A 21,096-nucleotide genomic window follows, 5' to 3' on the forward strand; every position below is an offset into this window, starting at 1 on the left:
TTATTTCTATGTTTAGAAGGTCTATTTATAGGAAACTAACCTGCTCTGTTCAAATCGATTCCGCTTACCATCATTCGCAAATATTCTTTCGCCTGTACCTTTGAGCACTCCTTTTTATGGAGATATTTCCATTCCAAGATAATCAATACCGCCTCACTATATAGTTTTGCAGCCATTTCCTGGGGTATTTTGAATTGGTGCGTATTCGGACTGCTTTTAAAAGCTGCCATCATATTTGTAATGAGATAAAAACGAATTTGGTTGATAAAGTATTGATTTGGATGGTTATTTTTCAAAATACTATGGACGGTTCCCATGTTTTGATCAAAGAAATCAATAAAGTTCTCCATCAGTGCGTTCAATCGTTTCTGACAATTACCAACTTCTTGATAATCGCTGTCAATTTGCTTGTGAACAGTCAAAAAGCAGTATTCCAGCAGATCATATTTATCATCGAAATAATTATAAAAGGTGGCTCGCGGCAGCATTGCTTTTTCACAAAGCTCCTGAACTGCAATTTCCTCGAAAGACTTTGCAGCAAGCAAGGTCAACATTGCCTGCTGCAAAGAAATGAGAGTCCGGGATGCGCCAATGGTTAATTTTTTAGATAAATCATATTTCATTTGATATTCTCCTTTGACATTTTTTCAATTCTGTCTAAATTTCGACTTCCTTACCATTCTGTCACTTGTATTCTTGATGAGTCTATTATAGACTAAAATAAAAATTTAGACAAGTGTAAAATTATAATCAAGTGGAAAAAATATTGCGTGTGATTATAATTGATCTTTGGGAAGGCGAGGTACAGTTATGGAATACAATGAAATTTTAGCGATGCAGAAAAAATATTTTTATTCCGGTAAGACCAAGGCGTATCAATACAGGCTGGCTGCGTTAAAAGCGCTGAAGGAATCCCTAATTCATTACGAAGAAGAAATCAATCAGGCACTTATGGAGGATTTAAACAAATCGCCATTTGAAGCTTATATCTCTGAATACGGCACCTCGCAGCAGCAGCTTACCCAAGCAATTCGTCATTTGAAAAAATGGATGAAGCCAATTCCCAGGGCCGTTGGAATCAATGCTTTTCCCGGAAGAGCCTATGATATGTTTGAGCCTTATGGCACGGCCCTCATCGTGTCACCCTGGAATTATCCTATTACACTGACCATCGTACCACTGATCGGCGCCATAGCAGCCGGTAATTGCTGTGTGATTAAGCCATCAGAATTGTCGCCGAACACATCAACCGTAATCGAAAAGATTGTGGCACGTGCCTTTCCAAAAGAATATGTCACCACCATATTAGGGGGAAAAGAGGAAAGCCAGCAGCTTTTAGAGCAGCGTTTTGATTACATCTTTTTTACCGGAAGCACCGCAGTGGGTAAGTATGTGATGGAAAAAGCGACACAGCATATTACTCCGGTGACACTTGAATTGGGCGGTAAATGTCCGTGTATCGTGACTGCTGACGCCGACATACGGGAGGCGGCAAAAAACATAGCGTATGGCAAAGTTCTCAACAGCGGACAGACTTGTATCGCCCCGGATTATGTGTTGGCGGATGAAAAAGTAGCGGAACAGTTTTGCATGGAGATTACAAATCAATATAAAAAGATGGTTGGGGATTCGCTTACGAATCCCGTATATCCACGCATTGTAAATGAAAGACACTTTGAACGGCTTCAACGTCTCATGGAGGGCGTAACAGTTTACAGCGGAGGTCGCTCCAACCGAGAGGCGTTGAAAATAGAGCCGACTATCCTGGTAGATGTGAAACCCGATACTCCTGTGATGAGCGAAGAAATATTCGGGCCACTCCTTCCGGTCATTCCCTATCAGACGTTGGGGGAGGCAGAAATATTTGTACAGGAAAGGGAAAAGCCGCTGGCGCTCTATCTCTTTACAACAAGCAAAAGCACAGAAGAGAGAGTATTTAACAAACTCTCCTTTGGCGGAGGCTGTGTCAACGACACAATTTCCCACATTACCTGCGATGGTCTGGGATTTGGAGGGGTCGGCCACAGCGGCATGGGAACGTACCATGGGGTACATAGTTTTGAAACCTTCAGCCACAGGAAAGGGATTTATAAAAAATCCAGGGTATTTGAGCTGCCGATGCGATACCAACCATATAACCAGGGAGTTGGCAGACTGCTTAAGTTCTTGATGAAATAAGAGTAGAACTCATATTACAAAAATAAATAGAAAAGAGGTAAAAGGTATGAATTATCCAAATTTGTTTTCACCCATGAATATTGGTTCTGTAAAGATCAAGAACCGCATCGTAATGTCCTCTATGTGCGTTGGTCTTGCAGAGCATGACGGTGCGGTGAGTAAGCGATTGTCAGATTATTATGAGGAACGTGCAGCCGGAGGTGTGGGACTCATTATGACTGAGTGTACCCGAATCAATGAGACGGATGCCGTCTCTCATTCCAGCATGCTGTCGATGTCTCATGACAGGTACATTGCACCCCTTCATGCCGCCGTGGAAAGAGTGCATGCCCACGGAGCAAAGCTGTTTGTCCAGCTCTTTCATCCCGGTCGACAAAACGTGGTTGTGTTTCCGACTCTGTGGCAGTTCAATGAGAGAATGGCAAGGGTTTTTCCGCCCTATTGGAATCTCTATTTCAAAGCCACCAGCAGCTTTGACGAATCCGCCATGGATGATCCAAAGACCGTGAAGCGTATGAAGCGCTATATGAAGCCGCTCCTTGCGCCCAGCGCTGTTCCATGCGGACTTGGCGTCAATGCCATCCGCAATCAAAATACGATTGCTATGACGATTCCTCAGATCAAAACGCTGATCAGCCAGTTTGCTGCCGCCGCGAAGAGGGTAAAGAAAGCCGGGGCCGACGGCGTGGAGCTGCATGCCGCCCATGGGTATTTGCTGCAGCAGTTTCTAAGCCCCTACACGAATCAGCGCACGGATGAATACGGCGGTTCCCTGGAAAACCGCATGCGGTTTTTGAGGGAGATCATTGACGGCATCCGAAAGGAGTGCGGGCCTGATTTCCCCATTAGTGTACGCCTGACTGCGGATGAATTTTATGACACGATTGGTTATCCCGGACAGGGGATCACCTTGGATGAGGGTGTAGAGATTGCGAAAAGGCTGGAGCAGTTCGGGATTGACGCACTCAACATCAGCAGCGGTGCTTATGATACCGATCAGACCTGTTGTGAACCAATTAGTTTTGAACCCGGCTGGCGCAAGTATTTGGCGAAAGCAGTCAAGGAAGCAGTTGATATTCCGGTCATCTCAGCCAATCTGATCCGCTCGCCGGAGCAGGCGGAAGCGCAGCTCGCGGAACATACCCAGGATTTTATTGCAATGGGACGCCCATTCCTCGCTGATCTGGAATGGGCAAACAAGGCCAAAGAGGGTCGGAGTGATGACATTCTCAAGTGCATATGCTGTCTGCACTGTATGGAGAGTTTGCATGAAAGTGTGCTGAATGGCAAGCCGATTGAATGTGCCGTCAATCCCCGCACCTGTCAGGAAAATAAATATGAACGCAATGCACCGAAAGATGGCCGTCAGCGGCAGATCGTCATTGTGGGCGCTGGTCCTGCAGGCTTAACAGCGGCAAGAGAACTGGCGGCGCGGGACTTCAAGGTAACCGTACTGGAAAAGAACGGAGAACCCGGCGGTCAGCTTCTCTTGGCGAAAGCACCGCCCCATAAGGAGAAGATCGGTTGGCTTATTGAGGAATTGACTCATTTGGCAACCCAGCAGGGTGTAACAATTGAGTACAATATCAAAGCCACCAAAGAAGTCATTGATACCTACCATCCCTATGCTGTGATCTTCGCAACCGGCGGAGAAGCGATGGCACCGAGAATACCGGATTCCGACTCGGACGCGGTGGTCACGGTGACGTCTGTTTTGACGGGAGAAAAAATCTACTCCAATCAGGAAATTGCCGTCATCGGCTCAGGCATGACTGGGCTGGAGACAGCGGAGCTGCTGCTGGAACAGGGGAATAAAATCACTGTGATCGAGATGGCGGACAAACTCGCCCCTGGCGCTTATCCAACTAACGCTTCGGATGTAATAAGACGGCTGGAAAAGGGCGGAGTCAGATTTCTCCCAGGCAGGAAGCTGGAGCGGATTGGAGACGGGATGCTGTATCTGAGCCGTAAAGACGGCGTGCTGGAGTCCGTCCGCACGGACGTCACGGTGCTGGCTATCGGCGTACGCAGCAGCAATGCGCTGGCAAAGGAATGCTCCGGCCATTATGATCGACTCTATACTATCGGCGACGCAGAAAAACCTGGACGTATTGGCGACGCTACTCGCAGAGCTTTCGAGCTGGCATGCTCTTTACATTAATAACATTTCACATTTTGCCGCCCTTACAATTGATTTCTTTTACCAATCACCTTATAAGAGAGGAGTCGCCATGAACAGAGAACAGCAGGAGAGGCTTTGGAAAATTGCAGAAAAATTCATTATATGCCGCAAATCCATGTCTGCACTGGGGGATGAAACGAGGCAACGGATTGTCCTTGCTCTTTTAGAGTGCGACTACAAAGGTGCCCGTTTGGGCGAACTTGCTCGTAAAATACAGCTATCTCGCCCTGTCGTATCCCATCACCTGCAGGTTTTAAAGGATGCGAAAATTGTAAATATGAGACAGGAAGGTACCAAAAATTATTTCTATATAGATTCGAATGAATCACAATGGAAAATACTGAATGAGGTAACCAGCCTTATATACGAAGAGGTCCAGAATATAAGCAAAACAATATGATAAAAGGAAGGAGACTCTCTTTTTTGAAACTTAGACAAAAACTAATCGTATCATTTTTAATTGTTGTTGCTATTTCATCTATCGCCATAGTGATTGGATTGATAAATCTTCTGATTGTTAACCGTTCATACAGCAATGCCCTGATAGACTATGGATTTTCGCAGGGCCAGGTGGGTAGTTTTTTTGCATCGGTAAATGAGGAACATTCTATATCCAGGGATGTCATCCTATTATCCGACCAAACAGACAAAGAAGATGCCGTACAAAAATTAAATACTACAATATCATCAGAGACGGATACTTATTTGAAAGCAGTACAGGCGAACCTTTCTTCGAACTCATCCGCACAGGCTTACTATAAGGACATTACAGACAATCTGTCTCTTTATCGCCAAACATCCGATGAAGCCATCCAATTGGGATTGCAGGGAAAAACAGATGAGGCTGTTCACATTTTGCAGGATGAGGCTGGCCTCTATTACAGCAAAGTGAAAGATGCGGCTCAGGGTCTTATGAGTTTTTATGAATCAACGGTCGAAGCGCAATCAAATAAGTTAACGGTCCAATCAGAAAATACTCCGAGCGTCTGGCTGCACTTTCGGAGGGAGAGTTGAGCTCCCCTGTTCCTGAAATTTCAAAAGAGGATGAAATGGGTATTCTTGCTGACGTTACTAAGGATCTGGTGAGCAAGATCAGCATAATTATGAGCGATCTGATGCGTGTTTTGCATGAGATATCTATCGGAAACCTCACCGTTTCCTCCATGTTCCCGTATCAGAATGATTTCATACCCTTACAAACCTCTATAGAGCAAATTATCGTATCCCTGAATGATACTTTGGGACATATTGATTTATCTGCTGATCAGGTAGCAGCCAGTTCCAATCAGTTGGCCTACGGCTCCCAGGCTCTGGCTCAAGGTGCAACCCAGCAGGCAGCCTCGGTGGAAGAACTGGCGTCCGCGATTGCTGAAATTTCCAGGCAGGTGAAGGATAACGCCAATCATGCGCAAAATGCCAGTGCCCAGTCTACGAGAGCTGTAAATGAAGTTGACGAAGGTAATCGGAAAATACAAGAACTGATTGCTGCAATGACAGAAATCAGCCGTTCTAACCAAGAAATCAGCAAAGTAGTCAAAACAATTGAGGATATTGCACTTGAGACGAATATCCTTGCACTCAACGCCTCAATTGAAGCTGCCCACGCCGGCGAAGCCGGTAAAGGATTTGCAGTAGTAGCTGACGAAATCCGTGGCCTCGCCGGCAAATCTGCTGAGGCCGTTAAAGGAACTGCTGTACTGATTAATGGAGTGATAAATTCTGTTGATCGTGGGACTGTGCTTGCCGATACCGCTGCAAAATCGCTGCTTACCATGGTGCAAGGTACTGCAGCAGTGAGTGATGTTATCAACCAAATATCTCTTGCATCAGTATCCCAAGCAAATGCGATCACCCAAGTAACCATGGGTATCGACCAGATTTCCTCCGTGGTTCAAACCAACTCCGCTACTGCGGAAGAGAGTGCGGCTACCAGTGAAGAGCTCTCCAGTCAAGCCCAAATTCTGCGAGAACTGACTGGACGATTTAGGCTCAAAAGTGAAGCGGAATCGGTTCAAAAATTAGTTGAAGCAAACGAAAGGTAGATCTATGTTATGAGAGAACATATAATTTTAGTGGATTCTGAGAAGTGTATCGGGTGCAGTATGTGCCAACGGGACTGTCCTGAAAACAATATTTCGATTACAAACAAGAAAGCGGTAATTAAGTCGCAAAGCTGCATGAAGTGCGGACATTGCGTTGCAGTTTGCCCGAAAGCTGCTGTTTCCATCACAGGTTTTGACGAACCGCCAATTGAGATCGAAAATCCAACGATATTAAATCCAAAGCAGCTTCTAAGCGCAATTCAAACCAGAAGAACGATTCGCCAGTTTAAGAATCAGCCGGTGGAGCCCGAGGTAATCACGCAGATCATCGAAGCAGGACGCTGGACGCCAAGCGGGCATAATGCACAGGATGTATCCTATATCGTGCTGAGGGATAACATGGAGCGTTATGAAAAAATAGCGGTGCGTTTATTTAGAAAGCTGCTGCCGATAGTAAAGCTGGTGAATCCCAGCGTAAAAAAAGCAGTGATTGATGATCATTTTTTCTTTAAAAAAGCACCTGTCGCCATTATGATTCTGTCGAAAAGCGAGATCAATGCTTCTCTTGCTGCCTCCAATATGGAATTGATGGCACAGGCACATGGTCTGGGGGTCCTTTATAGCGGGCTTTTTAGCAGGGCCGTATACCTTTCTAAAAAGCTGCAAAAAGCGCTGCAACTGACGCATAAAGATCGGGTCGTTACAACCCTGGTGCTTGGCTATCCGAATGTGAATTACCGTCGCACCGCACAAAAAGATGCGGCGGTTATCCGTAATTTATAAAGAAATGTAGGGCTTATCTGTACAACAGCGGATGGGAATTGGAGCCGTGTATGGAGTATGGAGTGCCTGCCTTTGCACAGTCATAGGGTCTAAGGTGTTTTACACGCTATGATAGCCTGGCTGCCAAAAGCTGCGCAAGAGCCTGCCCGATTCTCAGGGCAGGCTCTTGTTCTCTTTTTCTGCTTTTGACGGAGCATCTGGATATCAAGATAAGAAAGCATATCGTGGTGAAGTTGATTATATCATTACCAAGCCTATCAGTAGATTGTCAAGAAATGTGTTAGATACGTTAACTATTATACGAAGTTTAAAGGCAAAAGGTATCAATATCTATTTTGAAAAGGAAAATTTAAATTCACTTGAAGCAGAAAAAGAAATAGATATTGCATTTAATGGAGTTTTAGCACAGGAAGAGAGCAGAAATTTAAACGAAAACGTTCAATGGGGATACAAACGTAAATTTGAAAGAGGTGATGATTTTGTCGGCAAGATGCCTATGGGGTACAAACGTGACAATGATGAATGGATAGTCGTGCCGGAAGAAGCCGATATCATAAGAAAAATCTCTAAATGTAATCCAGTTGAAGCTGATGCGATTGCTGACTGGTGTAATGAAAGCAGTTATCGTTTTATAGAACTTGCTGATGATAAAGATAAAATCGTGATTTCTCACATGCTTTTTGAAGCAGGTAGTTTCGGAACATTACTACCAGGAACCACCACTTGGAAGGAATGGGATGCCCTTAATTTTGATTCTGAAGAATTTTTAAATAAGCTTCCATATTTACACACCCAACACACACAGAATGCGTTGTCGAATTGTGCCGGAAGAGATGATAACATGACCGACTATGAGGAGGGAAGAAAGGCAACATTCGATGTTGTGATAAATAAATATGTTTTAAGAGGGCTTTAAATGGTATTGGAGCATATTTTAACAGATTCAGCTGACAAAAGAGTCGAAAGGATTTTTGGAGAAAATGTAAGACAGACATGGCAATCCGATTGTTGGATCAAAGAAGAGGGAAACTAACGGAAGGTGCCGTACTGAGAGGATTGGATTATAAATAAAGCAGAAAGCCAAATGCTCTTTTACAATGTTTTTATAGGACGATGCTTAACTTTATGATATAATTGGATTATATAGGATGGAAGGAGTATTCAATAATGAAGTTAAGCCGATCCTATTATGCAAAGATTATCCCCAAGGAAAAATCCAATGAATTTTTTGGATTTTATAATATATTAGGTAAATTCTCTGCGGTTATGGGTCCAACGCTGATGTCCATTACAACAGCCATTACCGATAATGCCAGATGGAGTATTTTGGGAATTATTCCTCTTTTTAATTGGATTAGTGATTTTTATGGCACTTTCTAAAGAACAAAAAATAAGATGAAAGATGATGGAGCTGGAAAAATGAGCAAAGGAAAAGCAAAGCATTTGGTAGTGATCTCCTATGATGCATTTTCTGAAGATAACTGGGAAAAGGCAAGTCGGCTTCCCAACCTTTCCCGATTAATAAAAAGCGGAGCATTCAGTACAAAATTAAAAAGTGTCTATCCGACTCTTACCTATGTGGTGCATACCACTATGGTGACCGGCGTTTATCCGGATAAGCATGGAATCTATCATAATACCCCTCTCCAGCCTTTCATTGATGAAGATGAACAGGCGTGGTTCTGGTTTAAAAAGGATATCAAGGCACCTGCTGTGTATGATGCTTTGAGAAATTGTGAAATGAAATCAGCCGGAATCCTGTGGCCTGTTACCGGAAAGGCCTCCATTCGCTATAATCTTCCGGAGATAAAGGCAATCGGACGTGAGAATCAATCTCTTAAGATCTTAAGAAATGGAAGTCCATTTTTTTGTATGGGGCTTGAGAAAAAATATGGAAAATTGAGAAAAGGGATTGAACAGCCTTACCTGGATGATTTTACAGCCATGTGCGGAAAAGACACCATTCTAAGCAAAAAACCGGAACTTCTGATGATGCACTTCATTGAACTGGACGATGCGAAGCATCATTATGGGACAGACAGTCCTGAGATTGACAAGGTTTTGATCCGGATGGATGAAAGAATCGGTAAGATTATGGAGGCAGTTCGGGAGGCAGGCATTTTTGAGGAGACGGTTTTTCTGGTGTTGGGAGATCATGGGCAGAAAAATGTAAGGTACAAGGTGAAATTGAATCAATTGTTAAAAGAAGAAGGCCTTATTTATGAAGAAAAAGGGAAAATGTTTTGGAGAGCCTATATACAGTCTACAGGAGGGTCTGCCTATTTGCATCTGAAGGAAAATGACGAGGAAGCGAAGCAGCGTGTACTACAGATTCTTTTAAAAGCGGCAGAAGAGAAGAACTTAGGTATTGAGAGGATCTATACCAGAGAAGAACTGGAACGTTTTCATGCGTTCCCGGTTTCGGGGTATATGCTGGAAGCAAAGACTGGTTACTGTTTTGATGACAGCCTTACCGGGTCCCTTGTGACTGACTTGGAGAAAGAGAATAGAAAGTATGCAACTCATGGGTATTCACCAGAGAAACCAGAGTATCGATGTGGCTTTGTAGTATCAGGAAATTGTATTAAGAAAGAATACCAGTTGGGAGAAATCCAGATGGTAGATATAGCTCCTACGATTGCAGCAATTCTCGGCATTGATTTCGGTCCTTGTGACGGCAGAGTGTTGGATGAGATATTCAGAATTAATACGAAAGTGTAAAACTGGGAAGAAGTATACCAATCTGACATATTTAAACGGATAAGTAAATAATACAGTAAATAAAGATAGGCATTAGCGTAATTGTACCGTAGGGTAAATATACGTTAATGTCTTGGGGGTAGAATGCTCTGAAATATAACTATCTTGAGCAAATGAAAGAAGGTTTGTAATGATTAGATCAGTAATAAAGGATGTCGTTTTTCTGAATCAGAAGTCAGAACCGGCAACGGAAGCGGACAAGCAGGTGGTTCAGGATTTGCTTGATACTTTAAAAGCGAATGAAGTAGGTTGTGTAGGGATGGCGGCTAACATGATTGGTGTCAAGAAGAGAATAATAGCAGTGAGTATGGGTTTTGCTAATATTGCTATGATTAATCCGGTGATTGTGAAAAAGTCTGGTGCCTACGAGACGGAGGAAGGCTGTCTTTCTTTGATTGGAGTTCGCAAGACCACCAGATATATGGATATCGAGGTAGAGTTTCAGGATATTAATTTCAATAAACAGTGCCAGAAGTATTCCGGATGGATTGCACAGATTATACAACATGAAATCGACCACTGCGATGGCATAGTGATATAGAAGTATAGGCATTGATGGAAGTTGTAATAGCGAAATGAATACTAAAAAGGCGGAATAGAAGGATTTTATGCTTAACATAAGAACCAGGAGGTAAGATTATGGTACAGGTAGGAACAAAAGCACCAGCATTTTCATTGCCGGATCAGAATGGATTGATGCACACGCTGGAGGAGTACAAGGGTAGGAAGGTTATTTTATATTTCTATCCAAAGGACAATACTCCGGGCTGCACCAAGCAGGCTTGCAACTTTGGAGAGCTGTATCCGCAGTTTCAGGAAAAGGGAGCTGTGGTTCTTGGGGTGAGTAAAGACAGTGTGGCATCTCATAAAAAATTCGAGGAAAAGTATGGACTACCATTTACATTGCTTTCTGATACGGAACTTACCTGTATTCAGGCATATGATGTCTGGCAGGAAAAAATGAATTATGGTAAGGTTAGCATGGGAGTGGTTCGAACCACATATCTCATCGATGAAGATGGAGTAATTGTAAAAGCCTTTGGCAAAGTGAAGGCAGAGGAGAATCCGGCACAAATGCTGGAGCAATTTTAGGATATGAAAATAATAATTTCTCCGGCAAAGAAGATGATTGAGGATACGGATTCCATTGAGGTTACCGGAGTGCCCGGATTTATTAATGATGCTATAATATTGATGCATGAAATGAAGTCCTTGTCCTTATCAGAGGGAAAAGCATTGTGGAAATGCAATGATAAATTGGCAGAATTAAACTATAAGCGCTACAAAAATATGTCTTTGATGCATAGACTGACACCGGCAATAATAGCATATGAGGGCTTGCAGTATCAGCATATGGCTCCGAAAGTGCTTACAACTAGGGCACTTTCGTACCTATCAGATCATTTACGGATTTTGTCAGGCTTCTATGGAGTACTCAAGCCCTTTGATGGGGTAACGCCATATCGACTAGAAATGCAGGCAAAGCTATCCGTGAATGATTGTAAAGATTTGTATGATTTCTGGGGAGACCGGTTGTATCATAGTCTAGTGGACGATGACAGAATTATCCTTAACTTGGCTTCGAAGGAATACTCACAATGCATCGAGAAATATATCACACCGAAGGATCGATTTATTACGATTGAGTTTGGTGAGCTAGTGGAAGGGAAAGTGAAGCAAAAGGGAACAATATCTAAGATGGCTCGCGGTGATATGGTGCGGTTCATGGCAGAGAATAATATTTCTGATCTGAATGGTCTCAAGGATTTCCAGGAGTTAGGATTTGCTTATTGCAAGGAGCTTTCCAGCAACTCAAAATACGTATTCATAATGTGATGCAAGAGGTTGTTATGAGAACATACCTGTTTGGGTTTCATTGGCACCCAATGATAATATACATTTTGGAAAAAATGCTTTTGAACAATGGGCTGAGTCATTATTGTGTGACGAGTATTTTATAAATGAAGATATGCAGTTTACTAATTATCCGGGTTTTCATATCGCCGGAGTAAAAGCAGGGTGGTTTGATATACTATTAGTGGATAGAGCGAAAACCATAAATATCACTGCGTCTAATTATCTCGGTCATGATGCTCCTTTTGAACTTCTCAAAGCAGTAAATGACTTGACCATTGTTAATACAGATGATAAATCAAAAACAAACTGGATATCTTGGGATGATGAGCCCGGTACATATATTTGGAAATTAGAAAGACAAAATGAAACAATAAACATTAACATATACGAATCACAAACAATTCCCAAAGATAGAAAACATCTTGAGAAAGAAGAAACATATCGTATCGATTTTGAAACAAATGGCGAATTTCTTGGGTTTGTAAAAGAAGTTTCCAGATGCAGAGTTATATAAAATGAGATCGTTTATTCATACAATCAGGCAGAATAGAAGCTAATTCTATTTTTCTGCTGATCGATCAGTGAAGATTTTTGGAGGTAATATCCTGCCGCAAAGGGGTTAACAGATACATACGGCATCATTATTGCATACTCAAGGCATACAGAAGTTGTAGTCCTACTGCAACGGACGAAGAAATAGAAAAATGAATATCTGATATATAAAAAGCGTGGAGGTTTGAACAGCCTTCATGTTTTTATATATTTATTAAGGAAAGGAAAAACATATGAAAAATGTCATGTGATTACCAGCTATAGTTTTGATATGCCTGAACAGCCAGTTATTTCAGCATATCTTGACGTCATACCAAAACGCCGATATAATAAGGTGATAAAATTGACAATGCAACAACCAAATAATCTTGTTTAATTAATCGCAGGCGGGGTAAAGTGGTATTTTGGCACGAAGTATAAAAGAACGGTTGCATCACATTGTGAAGTTTGTATCAAATGATATCGGAAATAAATACCACAGGAGGTAATCATGATTAAGGTTCAAAACTTGTCCTACTCATATCCGCAAAAGGATTTATATAAAAAAGTTTCATTTACAATAGAAGATAATGTACATTGTGCATTGATTGGTACCAACGGTACAGGAAAAAGTACGTTACTCGATTTACTAATGCACCCGGAAGAGTATCTGTACGATGGGAAAATAGTAATTGACAATACAGACAGAATCGGATATGTCAGCCAATTTTCGCAATTAGACCCAAAAGAAGATATGACCGTGTTTCAGTATATCAGCGATGAATTTGTAAAGCATGAGCAGAAAATATTTGACTTTTGTAAGGAAATGGAGACTGCTGTAGACCTGGAAAGTATCTTCGAGGAATATCAAAAAGAGTTAGATGAATGGAATGCCATTGATGGAGAGTCTCACGAAATCAATATTAAGAAACAATTAAAACTAGCTGATTTGCAAAAGTTAGAAGAACAGAAAATCAGTAGTCTGAGTGGTGGAGAATTTAAGCTGGTTCAGGTAATCAGAGAGATGATGTTGAGTCCAAGGCTTCTTGTTATGGATGAACCGGATGTATTTTTGGATTTTAAACATCTGAATGCATTAAGAAATCTGATCAATGCCCACAAAGGAACGCTTCTTATTATCACTCATAACCGGTACTTGCTAAACCATTGCTTTAACAAGATACTTCACATGGAAAATATGGAGGTTCAGGAATTTAATGGAACCTATACAGAATATAATTATGAGCTTCTGGCTATGAAGATTGATTTAGAAGAAGCAGCAGCTGCAGACCAAGCTGAGATTGACCGTCAAAGTAAAATCTTACAAAAATCCAGAGCGAGAGCGTCGGAAATGGACAACGCATCCCTTGGAAGAGCCGTACACGCAAGACAGACCTTGGTGGACCGCCTGAAAGCAAGAAAAACAAAGGCCCCTTTCGTAGATATCAAACAGCCCGAAATTTATTTTGAACTGGAAAACGAAGTGGCAGATGAAAATATTCTGGAATTGACGGATTATAGCGCTGCATTTGATGAGCAGCTTTTAGAACATGTAGATTTTGAAATGAAGCCAGCAGAGCATGTAGCAATTGTGGGGAGTAATGGAACAGGAAAAACAACAATGCTATGTGAAATCTTTGAAAATAAGAAAGACACGATCAAGATTAGTGAAAGTGCAAAGGTCAGCATGTTTTCCCAGATTACCGGCTCATTATATGACGATACGAAAACATTGCTTGAAATTTTTGAAGAAAAAGGTTTTGCTACAAAAAATGATATAGAGAATTATTTGAAAAAATATGGTTTTGAAGGAGAGACGCTTGGTCAGAAAGTGAGTGAATTGTCTGGAGGAGAGAAGGATTTGTTTCAATTAGCGGCGCTCTCATTAGAAAAAGCCAACTTCCTGCTGTTAGATGAACCCACGGGGCATTTGGATGTTTATGCGCAGATTGCATTGGAGCAGGCGATTTCAGAGTACAAAGGTGCAATTCTTATGGTGTCCCATGATTATTACACGGTGGCCAATTGTATGGACTATGTACTTTTGGCAGAAAATAACACTGTGCGCAGAATGAGCAGCCGTAAATTCCGACAGATGATTTATGCCAATCATTTTGACAAAGATTATCTGCTGCTGGAGCAAAAGAAAAAAGAGACAGAGACTAGAATTCAACAGCTGCTTCGAACAAACGAATTTGAAAAAGCAAAGGTTCTGATGGAGTCATTAGAAGAAGTTATTAAAAAAATGAAAATGTCAATGACATAATTTCAATGAGTTTCATTATATCGTTTAGAATTGTTGTCCCAGCATATATGGAGATGGTTGTACTTCTTTCTCATAAATAAGCAGACATGCATTTATTAAAAAGATAGATATAATAAATATTTAAAATTGTACACAAGGGAGAGGCATACTTGAAAAAAATAGGCATATATGTTTGCGGAAACATTTCGAAAAAGTGTACAGCAAATGGCTGTATGAGAGCATTTAATGAGAATAAAGATTCTTTTAGCATCTATGACGAATCAGATTATAAGCTGGTATCATTTAACAACTGCGCCGGATGTGATGAGGCACCGATGGAAAGTCTTTTGACTAAAATTGAAAAGTTTAAAAAGGCAGATGTTGATACGATTCATCTGTCCTCATGCATTAGAAGTAAATGCGAGCATTATCAAGAGTTTGTGGATGTGTTATCGAAAGACTTTGATATTATAGGTTATACTCACGGATCTGCCGAAGGAAAAAAGAATAATAATATTAATAAGAAAAAGCTGATCACAGTAAAAAAATAATATTCATGTTGAAGTCCTTGACACTCCCTCCTGCTTTCACTTATGGAAATCAAGGCAGAAAAGTCCCCGTGTGGCTTTCACGCCCCATTCCAATTTGGAAAAGATATGTCCCCGTCGGTAACGGCACTTGTAACGGTAACGCCGGCAGAGTGTTTAACACACTACATTTTAGTCATGTGCCAAAAAGGGCGCTCCCCTCTTCGGATTCCCCCACAACAAAACAGCGGTATGCACTTTATCAGGTGCATACCGCTGTTTTGTTGTCAGCATCCCATTTCCCGGTCTGCATATAGTTCCTTGTAAACGAACCTAAATACAGTATAAATAAACAAAAATTTGGGGATTTGAACAGTATGAATAGGAAAATATATTTTGAATTTCGGACAAGATAGTTATAAAGGCCAAGATGTGATTATATTCAAAGAATTGTTTTCAAAAATGCTCGAAAATCCAATTAAAGAATATCGGTATCATATGAATCCCGCAGGGAGGATTTTATATTACCTTGTCTGTTGGTCTTTCCGGAGGTGAAATATTTTACACAAATTTTACCTATACTTAACATAGATAATGCTTTAATTATCTTTAATTATTGTATAATTAGTATTTGTTGTGAAAAAGAAAATAGAAATTTAAAATATTATAAAGGATAAGCGCTTCTTATTAAAGATTTAATAAGGAGTCGATTAGCGAGGGTGACGAATGGATGATCAAATGTTAAAGTCTGGGCAAAAGGCCAAGATAAAAACAGATGCGGTAAACCTTTTTTATGGCAACTTCCAAGCGCTGAGGGATGTTACAATGGATATAGCGGAATGTGCTATAACAGCCATAATCGGACCGTCAGGATGCGGTAAATCTTCTCTTCTGCGTCTTTTTAATCGTATGAATGACCCGATACCAGGAGTTAGGGTAGAGGGGAAAATTATGCTTGATGGTGTTTCTATCTATGATAAGAATATGGATGTTGTTGCATTGAAAAAAAGAGTTGGCATGGTTTTTCAAAAACCTAATCCCTTTCCCATGTCTGTGTATGATAATATGGCATTTGGTCCAAGGCATCATGGAATAAAGCAAAGAGCCCGTCTTGATGAGATTGTGGAGAGGAACTTGAACCAGGTTGCTTTATGGGACGAAGTTAAGGACAAACTGAAAGAATCTGCTTTTGATCTTTCTCCGGGCCAGCAGCAGCGTCTGTGTATTGCCCGTGCATTGGCTGTAGAGCCTGAGGTTTTATTAATGGATGAATCCTGCAGTGCTCTTGATCCGGAATCTACAATGCAAGTTGAGGGGTTAATGGAAGAACTGGCCCAAAAATATACGATCATTATTGTAACTCATAGTATGGAACAGGCGGCAAGGGTGTCTCATATGACTGCGTTTATGATGATGGATCATGATAGAGCGGGGACATTGGTCGAATACGCTCCAACAGCAGAAATTTTTGCTAATCCTAAGGATAAACGCACCGAGGACTATATTACAGGTCGATTCGGATAAAAAATTTTAAAATGTGAACTTGCAGTTCTTTAATATATTCTGAGAAATGGAGGAAATCGAACATTGGAGTTTTATCATAGTAGATGATTTTGATGTTTGATTTTTGTGAGAGACATGAGGAAAAAGATTGTAACATGCAAATTATTAAGACGAATAAAAGGTTCTGTCAGCATAGTGATATTGACCCTTTCTATGGGGGTGCTGACTGCATGCAGCCAGGCACCTGGCTCAGCCACGATTGTTGCAGGCTCAACTTCCGTACAACCCTATGCTGAGATTCTGGCAGAAGAGTACATGGCTTTAAATCCAGACGCTGTGATTGATATCCAGGGCGGAGGATCTTCGGCCGGCATTACGGCAACCAAGACTCACAGTGCTGATATTGGAATGTCTTCCCGTGCATTGACCGATGAGGAGAAAAATCTGTGGAATGTGGAAATTGCCAAGGATGGATTGGTATTAATCGTGAACCCCAGGAATCCGATACAAGACCTTACTTCAGATCAGATCCGCGATATTTACGCAGCTACAATTACCGACTGGAGTCAATTGGGAGGCTCAAAGTCAAAGATCAATATCATAGCGCGTGAAGAAGGATCAGGTACAAGAAGTGCCTTTGCAGAGCTGTTGATGGATGAAGAAGAGATAACTCCAAAAGCTATCGTCCAGGACTCCAATGGGGCGGTACGGCAATTGGTTGCGGATGACCCCAATGCGATAGGATTTATCTCTTTGGGTTTGGTTACGGATGAAGTGAAAGCTTTACATTTAGATGGCATCGAAGCGACACGGGAAAATATAATGAATGGCAGCTACAAACTTTCCAGGCAGTTTTTATTTGTCACCGACGGTGAGCCGACCGGATTAAATAGGGAATTCATAGATTTTACCCTTTCTTCAGAGGGGCAGAAATTACTGAGTAATGAGGGACTTATTCCATCAGAAGAGGGGGCAGGGAAATGAAGAGTTTTAAGGAAAAATTATCTGAGCGTGTGTTTCTTCTAATTGCTCTTTCGACTTTATCGGTGCTGGCACTCATCACTGTGTTTATATTTATAAAAGGTATACCTATTATTGCCAAGGTTGGTATAATAAACTTTGTTTTTGGGATGAAATGGGCTCCCAGCCAAGGTGCCTATGGCATTTTCCCGATGATAGTGGGATCTGTATCGGTCACTTTAGGAGCAGCAATCCTGGGAGTTCCCATTGCCATTTGCTGCAGTATTTTTCTGGCTGAGTTTGCTCCGGCAAAACTTAGAAACATATTCAGACCCGCCATCCAGTTGCTGGCTGCCATACCTTCCGTGGTATATGGGTTCTGGGGAGTATTGTTCGTTGTACCAATGATACGTAATTACCTGGGAGGGCCGGGCTTAAGCATATTAGCCGGTTCCATCATTTTGGGTATTATGATCCTGCCAACGATCATCAGTATCACCGAAGTATCTCTCCTTGCGCTGCCACGCCATTATAAAGATGGGGCACTTGCATTAGGGTTAACACATTGGCAGACGATACGCTCCCTGCTGTTACCTGCGGCTAAATCGGGTATTGTTGCCGCCATAATTTTAGGTTTAGGCAGGGCAATTGGTGAGACTATGGCGGTGATTATGGTTCTGGGTAATGCTGTCGCACTTCCTGAATCAGTTCTTGACCCTGTCAGGACGCTGACCACGAATATCGGTATTGAGATGGGATACGCATCCGGCGAACACCAGCAGGCGCTTTTCGCCACTGGTATTGTATTGTTTGTTATTATTATGATTTTAAATGCTACTGCGCAATACATCACACGAAAGAGGTGAGGTCACTATGAGAATTAACGCGAAAACTTCCGAAAAGATAGCAAAATTTTTGATTTGGACAGCTGCTCTTCTTGTTATTGCAATTCTTTTTTCTATCATTATCCATATACTAATCAAGGGCATACCTATGCTCAGTTGGCAGTTTTTAACGGATATTCCGCGGGATATGGGGCGTTCTGGGGGTATTTCTTCTTCTATTGCCGGTACCCTGATTGTAACTGCAGTAGCCGTTATTGTAGCAACACCATTTGGAATTGGAACCGCTATATACCTTACGGAGTACACGCGTGAGAGCAGAGTCACCCGCATTATCCGTTTCAGTGCCGAGTCTCTGGCAGGGATCCCATCCATTGTTTATGGACTTTTTGGTTTTATCTTCTTTGTTATATACTTAAAAATGGGATGGTCAATTTTATCCGGCGGATTAACCATGGCTATCATGATTCTGCCTACTATCATACGTACATCAGAAGAGGCGATTCGTACTGTGCCGCAGCTATACCGGGAGGTAGGCTTCTCTTTGGGACTCACTAAGTGGCAGACAATAACCAGGGCGGTACTCCCATCAGCAATCCCTGGTATAGTGAATGGAGTGATTTTGAGCATAGGGAGATGTGTAGCCGAGACTGCTGCTGTTATTTTAACAGCCGGCTCAGCATTGCGCATGCCTACATCGCTCTTCTCCCCAACTAGAACCATGGCAGTACATTTTTATATACTGGCGAGGGAGGGAATATCCATGGATAACGCTTATGGAACAGCAGCGCTCTTGATTATTCTTATTCTTCTGCTTAATGTTGGTTTCAATATGCTGGTCAATCGATTCATAGCGAAAGGCCGTTAAGAGGTGAAAAATGACACAGAAATCAAAAATAGAGATAAAAGGATTAAACTTCTATTATCAACAAAAGCAGGTTATTAAAGAACTTAACCTGGAGATACCTGAAAATCGGATTATGGCTGTTTTCGGTCCGGCTAACAGTGGTATAACAACATTGCTTCGCACATTAAACCGTCTGAGTGACTTGACAGTGGGAGCCCGTCAGGAGGGTGAGATACTTTTAGAGGGGAAAAACATCTTTGACCAGGACGTCAATGTGACAGAACTGCGCCGCAGGGTAGGGATGGTCTTTGATGTACCAACACCTCTGCCTATGTCCATCTTTGACAATGTGGCATTGGGCCCCCGCATGAGTGGAATGAAAACCAAGGCGGCTGTGGAAGAGGAAGTAGAAAAGGCTCTGCGTATGTCTGCCCTCTGGGATGATGTCAAAGACAGGCTGGATACTCCTGCAGCCAGGTTATCCGGTGGTCAGCAGCAGCGCTTGTGTATTGCCAGGGTTTTGGCTCTTGAGCCGGAGGTTATTTTGCTGGACAGACCCTGTTCAGCTCTTGACCCAATATCAACGGCTAAAATTGAGGAATCCTTAATACAGCTTAAGGAGCAATACACCATTATCATTGCACCCCATACCGTTCAGCAGGCGGGGCGTATCGCTGACCGGGTAGCATTCATGCTAATGGGAGATCTGATTGAACAAGGTTATACTCAAGAGGTTTTTTCATTCCCCAAGGATAATCGAACCAACGATTATCTTACCGGAAGATTTGGTTAAACTTCCGTATATTTATAATTTTTTGTAAAAGGAGATGAGCATATTGATTAGAGAACGTTTTGCACAGAAGATACTTGACGTTAAACAAAAGGTATTAAAAATGGGAGCTCTGGTTGAGAATATTATTGACACGGCAGTGACTGCTTTAAAGACACAAGATCTTGATCTTGCAAGGAATGTTTTTGAGAAAGATGACGAAATAGATCAGTTAGAACTTGAAATTGAAAAGGAATGTATGATGCTTCTTGCCCTTCAGCAGCCTCTTGCCAAGGATTTAAGGACAATTGCATCGATTCTGAAAATCATAACAGATCTTGAAAGAATGGGAGACAATGCAGTAAACATTGCAGAGGTAATACTTGAGATTGGCGAAGACCCTATTATGAATTCCCTAAAAGATATTCCAAGTATGGCAGATATTGCTCAGAAAATGTTAAAAATGAGTCTTGATGCCTTTGTAAATGAGGATATTGCCCTTGCAGAAAAGGCAGCTGAGAGGGACGAAGATGTTGACAGGCTCTATGAAACCGTTATAAATGATATCCTTAACATCATCACAGAAAAAAGGGGGCTTACAAAACAAGGTACTAAACTTCTGTTCTTAGGACGGTATCTTGAGAGAATCGCCGACCATTCTACCAATATATGTGAAAGAACGATATACATGATCACAGGTGAGTTAAAGGAAATCAATTAGAGGCATGCCTCTAATTGATTTCCTTTATTTATATTATAAGAGTCCGGAGTATCATTATGTATGCAGCCGTAATGGAATGATTCTGGTCATCAGAAATGCAGCAACAAGACATGTGCAGGTATGCGTTTTATTAACTGGAAAGATATGATATAATTATTTTATTCAATTAGTTTTAGATAAAATAAAACTGTGGATGTTTCATATGCACTTTGTTACGTGTTTTTAGACACTCTGTGACTCGGTTAATCCAGAGGATCATAAGCGCAAAGGTTGGTGAAATCAGGCCGAGTCCCAAATTCCCAGTCCAGCTGCGGCCATATCGAGCATAGCAATCCGTATATTGGCAGTA

General features: G+C 41.7%; 22 protein-coding genes. 21 read left to right on the forward strand and 1 reads right to left on the reverse strand.

Annotated elements, in window-relative coordinates; genetic code table 11:
* Positions 1-35 precede the first annotated feature (35 nt).
* Positions 36-623, reverse strand: a complete 588-nt coding sequence (locus ABFV83_RS02950) for a TetR/AcrR family transcriptional regulator (protein ID WP_349947453.1) — start codon at positions 621-623, stop codon at positions 36-38.
* Between the two features lie 187 nt (positions 624-810).
* Between ABFV83_RS02950 and ABFV83_RS02955 the strand changes: the two genes are divergently transcribed.
* The 21 genes from ABFV83_RS02955 to phoU all read left to right on the forward strand — a co-directional run bounded on the left by ABFV83_RS02955 (position 811) and on the right by phoU (position 20,747).
* Complete coding sequence (locus ABFV83_RS02955) at positions 811-2,178, forward strand: aldehyde dehydrogenase (RefSeq protein WP_349947454.1); 1,368 nt, start codon at positions 811-813, stop codon at positions 2,176-2,178.
* Between the two features lie 46 nt (positions 2,179-2,224).
* Positions 2,225-4,339: an NAD(P)/FAD-dependent oxidoreductase gene (locus ABFV83_RS02960; RefSeq protein WP_349947455.1), complete on the forward strand. Its 2,115-nt coding sequence runs from the start codon at positions 2,225-2,227 to the stop codon at positions 4,337-4,339.
* 70 nt (positions 4,340-4,409) lie between these two features.
* The gene (locus ABFV83_RS02965) at positions 4,410-4,760 is read left to right on the forward strand and encodes a winged helix-turn-helix domain-containing protein (protein ID WP_349947456.1); all 351 of its coding nucleotides are present in this window, start codon (positions 4,410-4,412) and stop codon (positions 4,758-4,760) included.
* A 23-nt stretch (positions 4,761-4,783) separates the two neighbouring features.
* Complete coding sequence (locus ABFV83_RS02970; RefSeq protein WP_349947457.1) at positions 4,784-5,374, forward strand: MCP four helix bundle domain-containing protein; 591 nt, start codon at positions 4,784-4,786, stop codon at positions 5,372-5,374.
* Positions 5,375-5,409: 35 nt separating this feature from the next.
* Complete coding sequence (locus tag ABFV83_RS02975; RefSeq protein ID WP_349947458.1) at positions 5,410-6,402, forward strand: methyl-accepting chemotaxis protein; 993 nt, start codon at positions 5,410-5,412, stop codon at positions 6,400-6,402.
* A gap of 9 nt (positions 6,403-6,411) precedes the next feature.
* The gene (locus tag ABFV83_RS02980) at positions 6,412-7,185 is read left to right on the forward strand and encodes a nitroreductase family protein (protein WP_349947459.1); all 774 of its coding nucleotides are present in this window, start codon (positions 6,412-6,414) and stop codon (positions 7,183-7,185) included.
* Positions 7,186-7,351: 166 nt separating this feature from the next.
* Positions 7,352-8,101, forward strand: a complete 750-nt coding sequence (locus ABFV83_RS02985) for a recombinase family protein (RefSeq protein ID WP_349947460.1) — start codon at positions 7,352-7,354, stop codon at positions 8,099-8,101.
* A 251-nt stretch (positions 8,102-8,352) separates the two neighbouring features.
* Positions 8,353-8,565, forward strand: a complete 213-nt coding sequence (locus ABFV83_RS02990) for an MFS transporter (RefSeq protein ID WP_349947461.1) — start codon at positions 8,353-8,355, stop codon at positions 8,563-8,565.
* 39 nt (positions 8,566-8,604) lie between these two features.
* Positions 8,605-9,906 carry an alkaline phosphatase family protein gene (locus ABFV83_RS02995; RefSeq protein ID WP_349947462.1) on the forward strand — a complete coding sequence of 434 codons (1,302 nt, stop codon included), beginning with the start codon at positions 8,605-8,607 and terminating at the stop codon, positions 9,904-9,906.
* Positions 9,907-10,075: 169 nt separating this feature from the next.
* Complete coding sequence (locus ABFV83_RS03000) at positions 10,076-10,486, forward strand: peptide deformylase (RefSeq protein ID WP_349947463.1); 411 nt, start codon at positions 10,076-10,078, stop codon at positions 10,484-10,486.
* A 98-nt stretch (positions 10,487-10,584) separates the two neighbouring features.
* The gene (gene bcp / locus ABFV83_RS03005; RefSeq protein WP_349947464.1) at positions 10,585-11,037 is read left to right on the forward strand and encodes a thioredoxin-dependent thiol peroxidase; all 453 of its coding nucleotides are present in this window, start codon (positions 10,585-10,587) and stop codon (positions 11,035-11,037) included.
* A gap of 3 nt (positions 11,038-11,040) precedes the next feature.
* Positions 11,041-11,781, forward strand: coding sequence for a peroxide stress protein YaaA (gene yaaA, locus ABFV83_RS03010; protein ID WP_349947465.1), 741 nt, complete (start codon positions 11,041-11,043; stop codon positions 11,779-11,781).
* Between the two features lie 40 nt (positions 11,782-11,821).
* Positions 11,822-12,316 carry a hypothetical protein gene (locus tag ABFV83_RS03015; protein ID WP_349947466.1) on the forward strand — a complete coding sequence of 165 codons (495 nt, stop codon included), beginning with the start codon at positions 11,822-11,824 and terminating at the stop codon, positions 12,314-12,316.
* Positions 12,317-12,844: 528 nt separating this feature from the next.
* Positions 12,845-14,599: an ATP-binding cassette domain-containing protein gene (locus ABFV83_RS03020; RefSeq protein ID WP_349947467.1), complete on the forward strand. Its 1,755-nt coding sequence runs from the start codon at positions 12,845-12,847 to the stop codon at positions 14,597-14,599.
* Positions 14,600-14,748: 149 nt separating this feature from the next.
* The gene (locus ABFV83_RS03025) at positions 14,749-15,129 is read left to right on the forward strand and encodes a CGGC domain-containing protein (protein WP_349947468.1); all 381 of its coding nucleotides are present in this window, start codon (positions 14,749-14,751) and stop codon (positions 15,127-15,129) included.
* Between the two features lie 702 nt (positions 15,130-15,831).
* Positions 15,832-16,629 (forward strand): phosphate ABC transporter ATP-binding protein PstB, encoded by a 798-nt coding sequence (gene pstB / locus ABFV83_RS03030; protein WP_349947469.1) that lies wholly within the window; start codon positions 15,832-15,834, stop codon positions 16,627-16,629.
* A 114-nt stretch (positions 16,630-16,743) separates the two neighbouring features.
* Entirely contained in the window at positions 16,744-17,592 is an 849-nt protein-coding gene (locus tag ABFV83_RS03035) for a phosphate ABC transporter substrate-binding protein (RefSeq protein ID WP_313181718.1), read from the forward strand.
* Positions 17,589-18,434, forward strand: coding sequence for a phosphate ABC transporter permease subunit PstC (gene pstC / locus ABFV83_RS03040; RefSeq protein WP_349947470.1), 846 nt, complete (start codon positions 17,589-17,591; stop codon positions 18,432-18,434). The genes ABFV83_RS03035 and pstC overlap by 4 nt, the downstream gene beginning before the upstream one ends.
* A gap of 7 nt (positions 18,435-18,441) precedes the next feature.
* Positions 18,442-19,278 (forward strand): phosphate ABC transporter permease PstA, encoded by an 837-nt coding sequence (pstA, locus tag ABFV83_RS03045; protein WP_349947471.1) that lies wholly within the window; start codon positions 18,442-18,444, stop codon positions 19,276-19,278.
* A 10-nt stretch (positions 19,279-19,288) separates the two neighbouring features.
* Positions 19,289-20,050, forward strand: a complete 762-nt coding sequence (gene pstB / locus ABFV83_RS03050; RefSeq protein ID WP_349947472.1) for a phosphate ABC transporter ATP-binding protein PstB — start codon at positions 19,289-19,291, stop codon at positions 20,048-20,050.
* A gap of 34 nt (positions 20,051-20,084) precedes the next feature.
* A complete protein-coding gene (phoU, locus tag ABFV83_RS03055; protein ID WP_349947473.1) occupies positions 20,085-20,747 on the forward strand; it encodes a phosphate signaling complex protein PhoU in 663 nt (220 codons plus the stop codon).
* The last annotated feature ends 349 nt before the right edge of the window (positions 20,748-21,096 follow it).

The organism is Lacrimispora sp. BS-2, from assembly GCF_040207125.1.
GTDB lineage: Bacteria > Bacillota > Clostridia > Lachnospirales > Lachnospiraceae > Lacrimispora.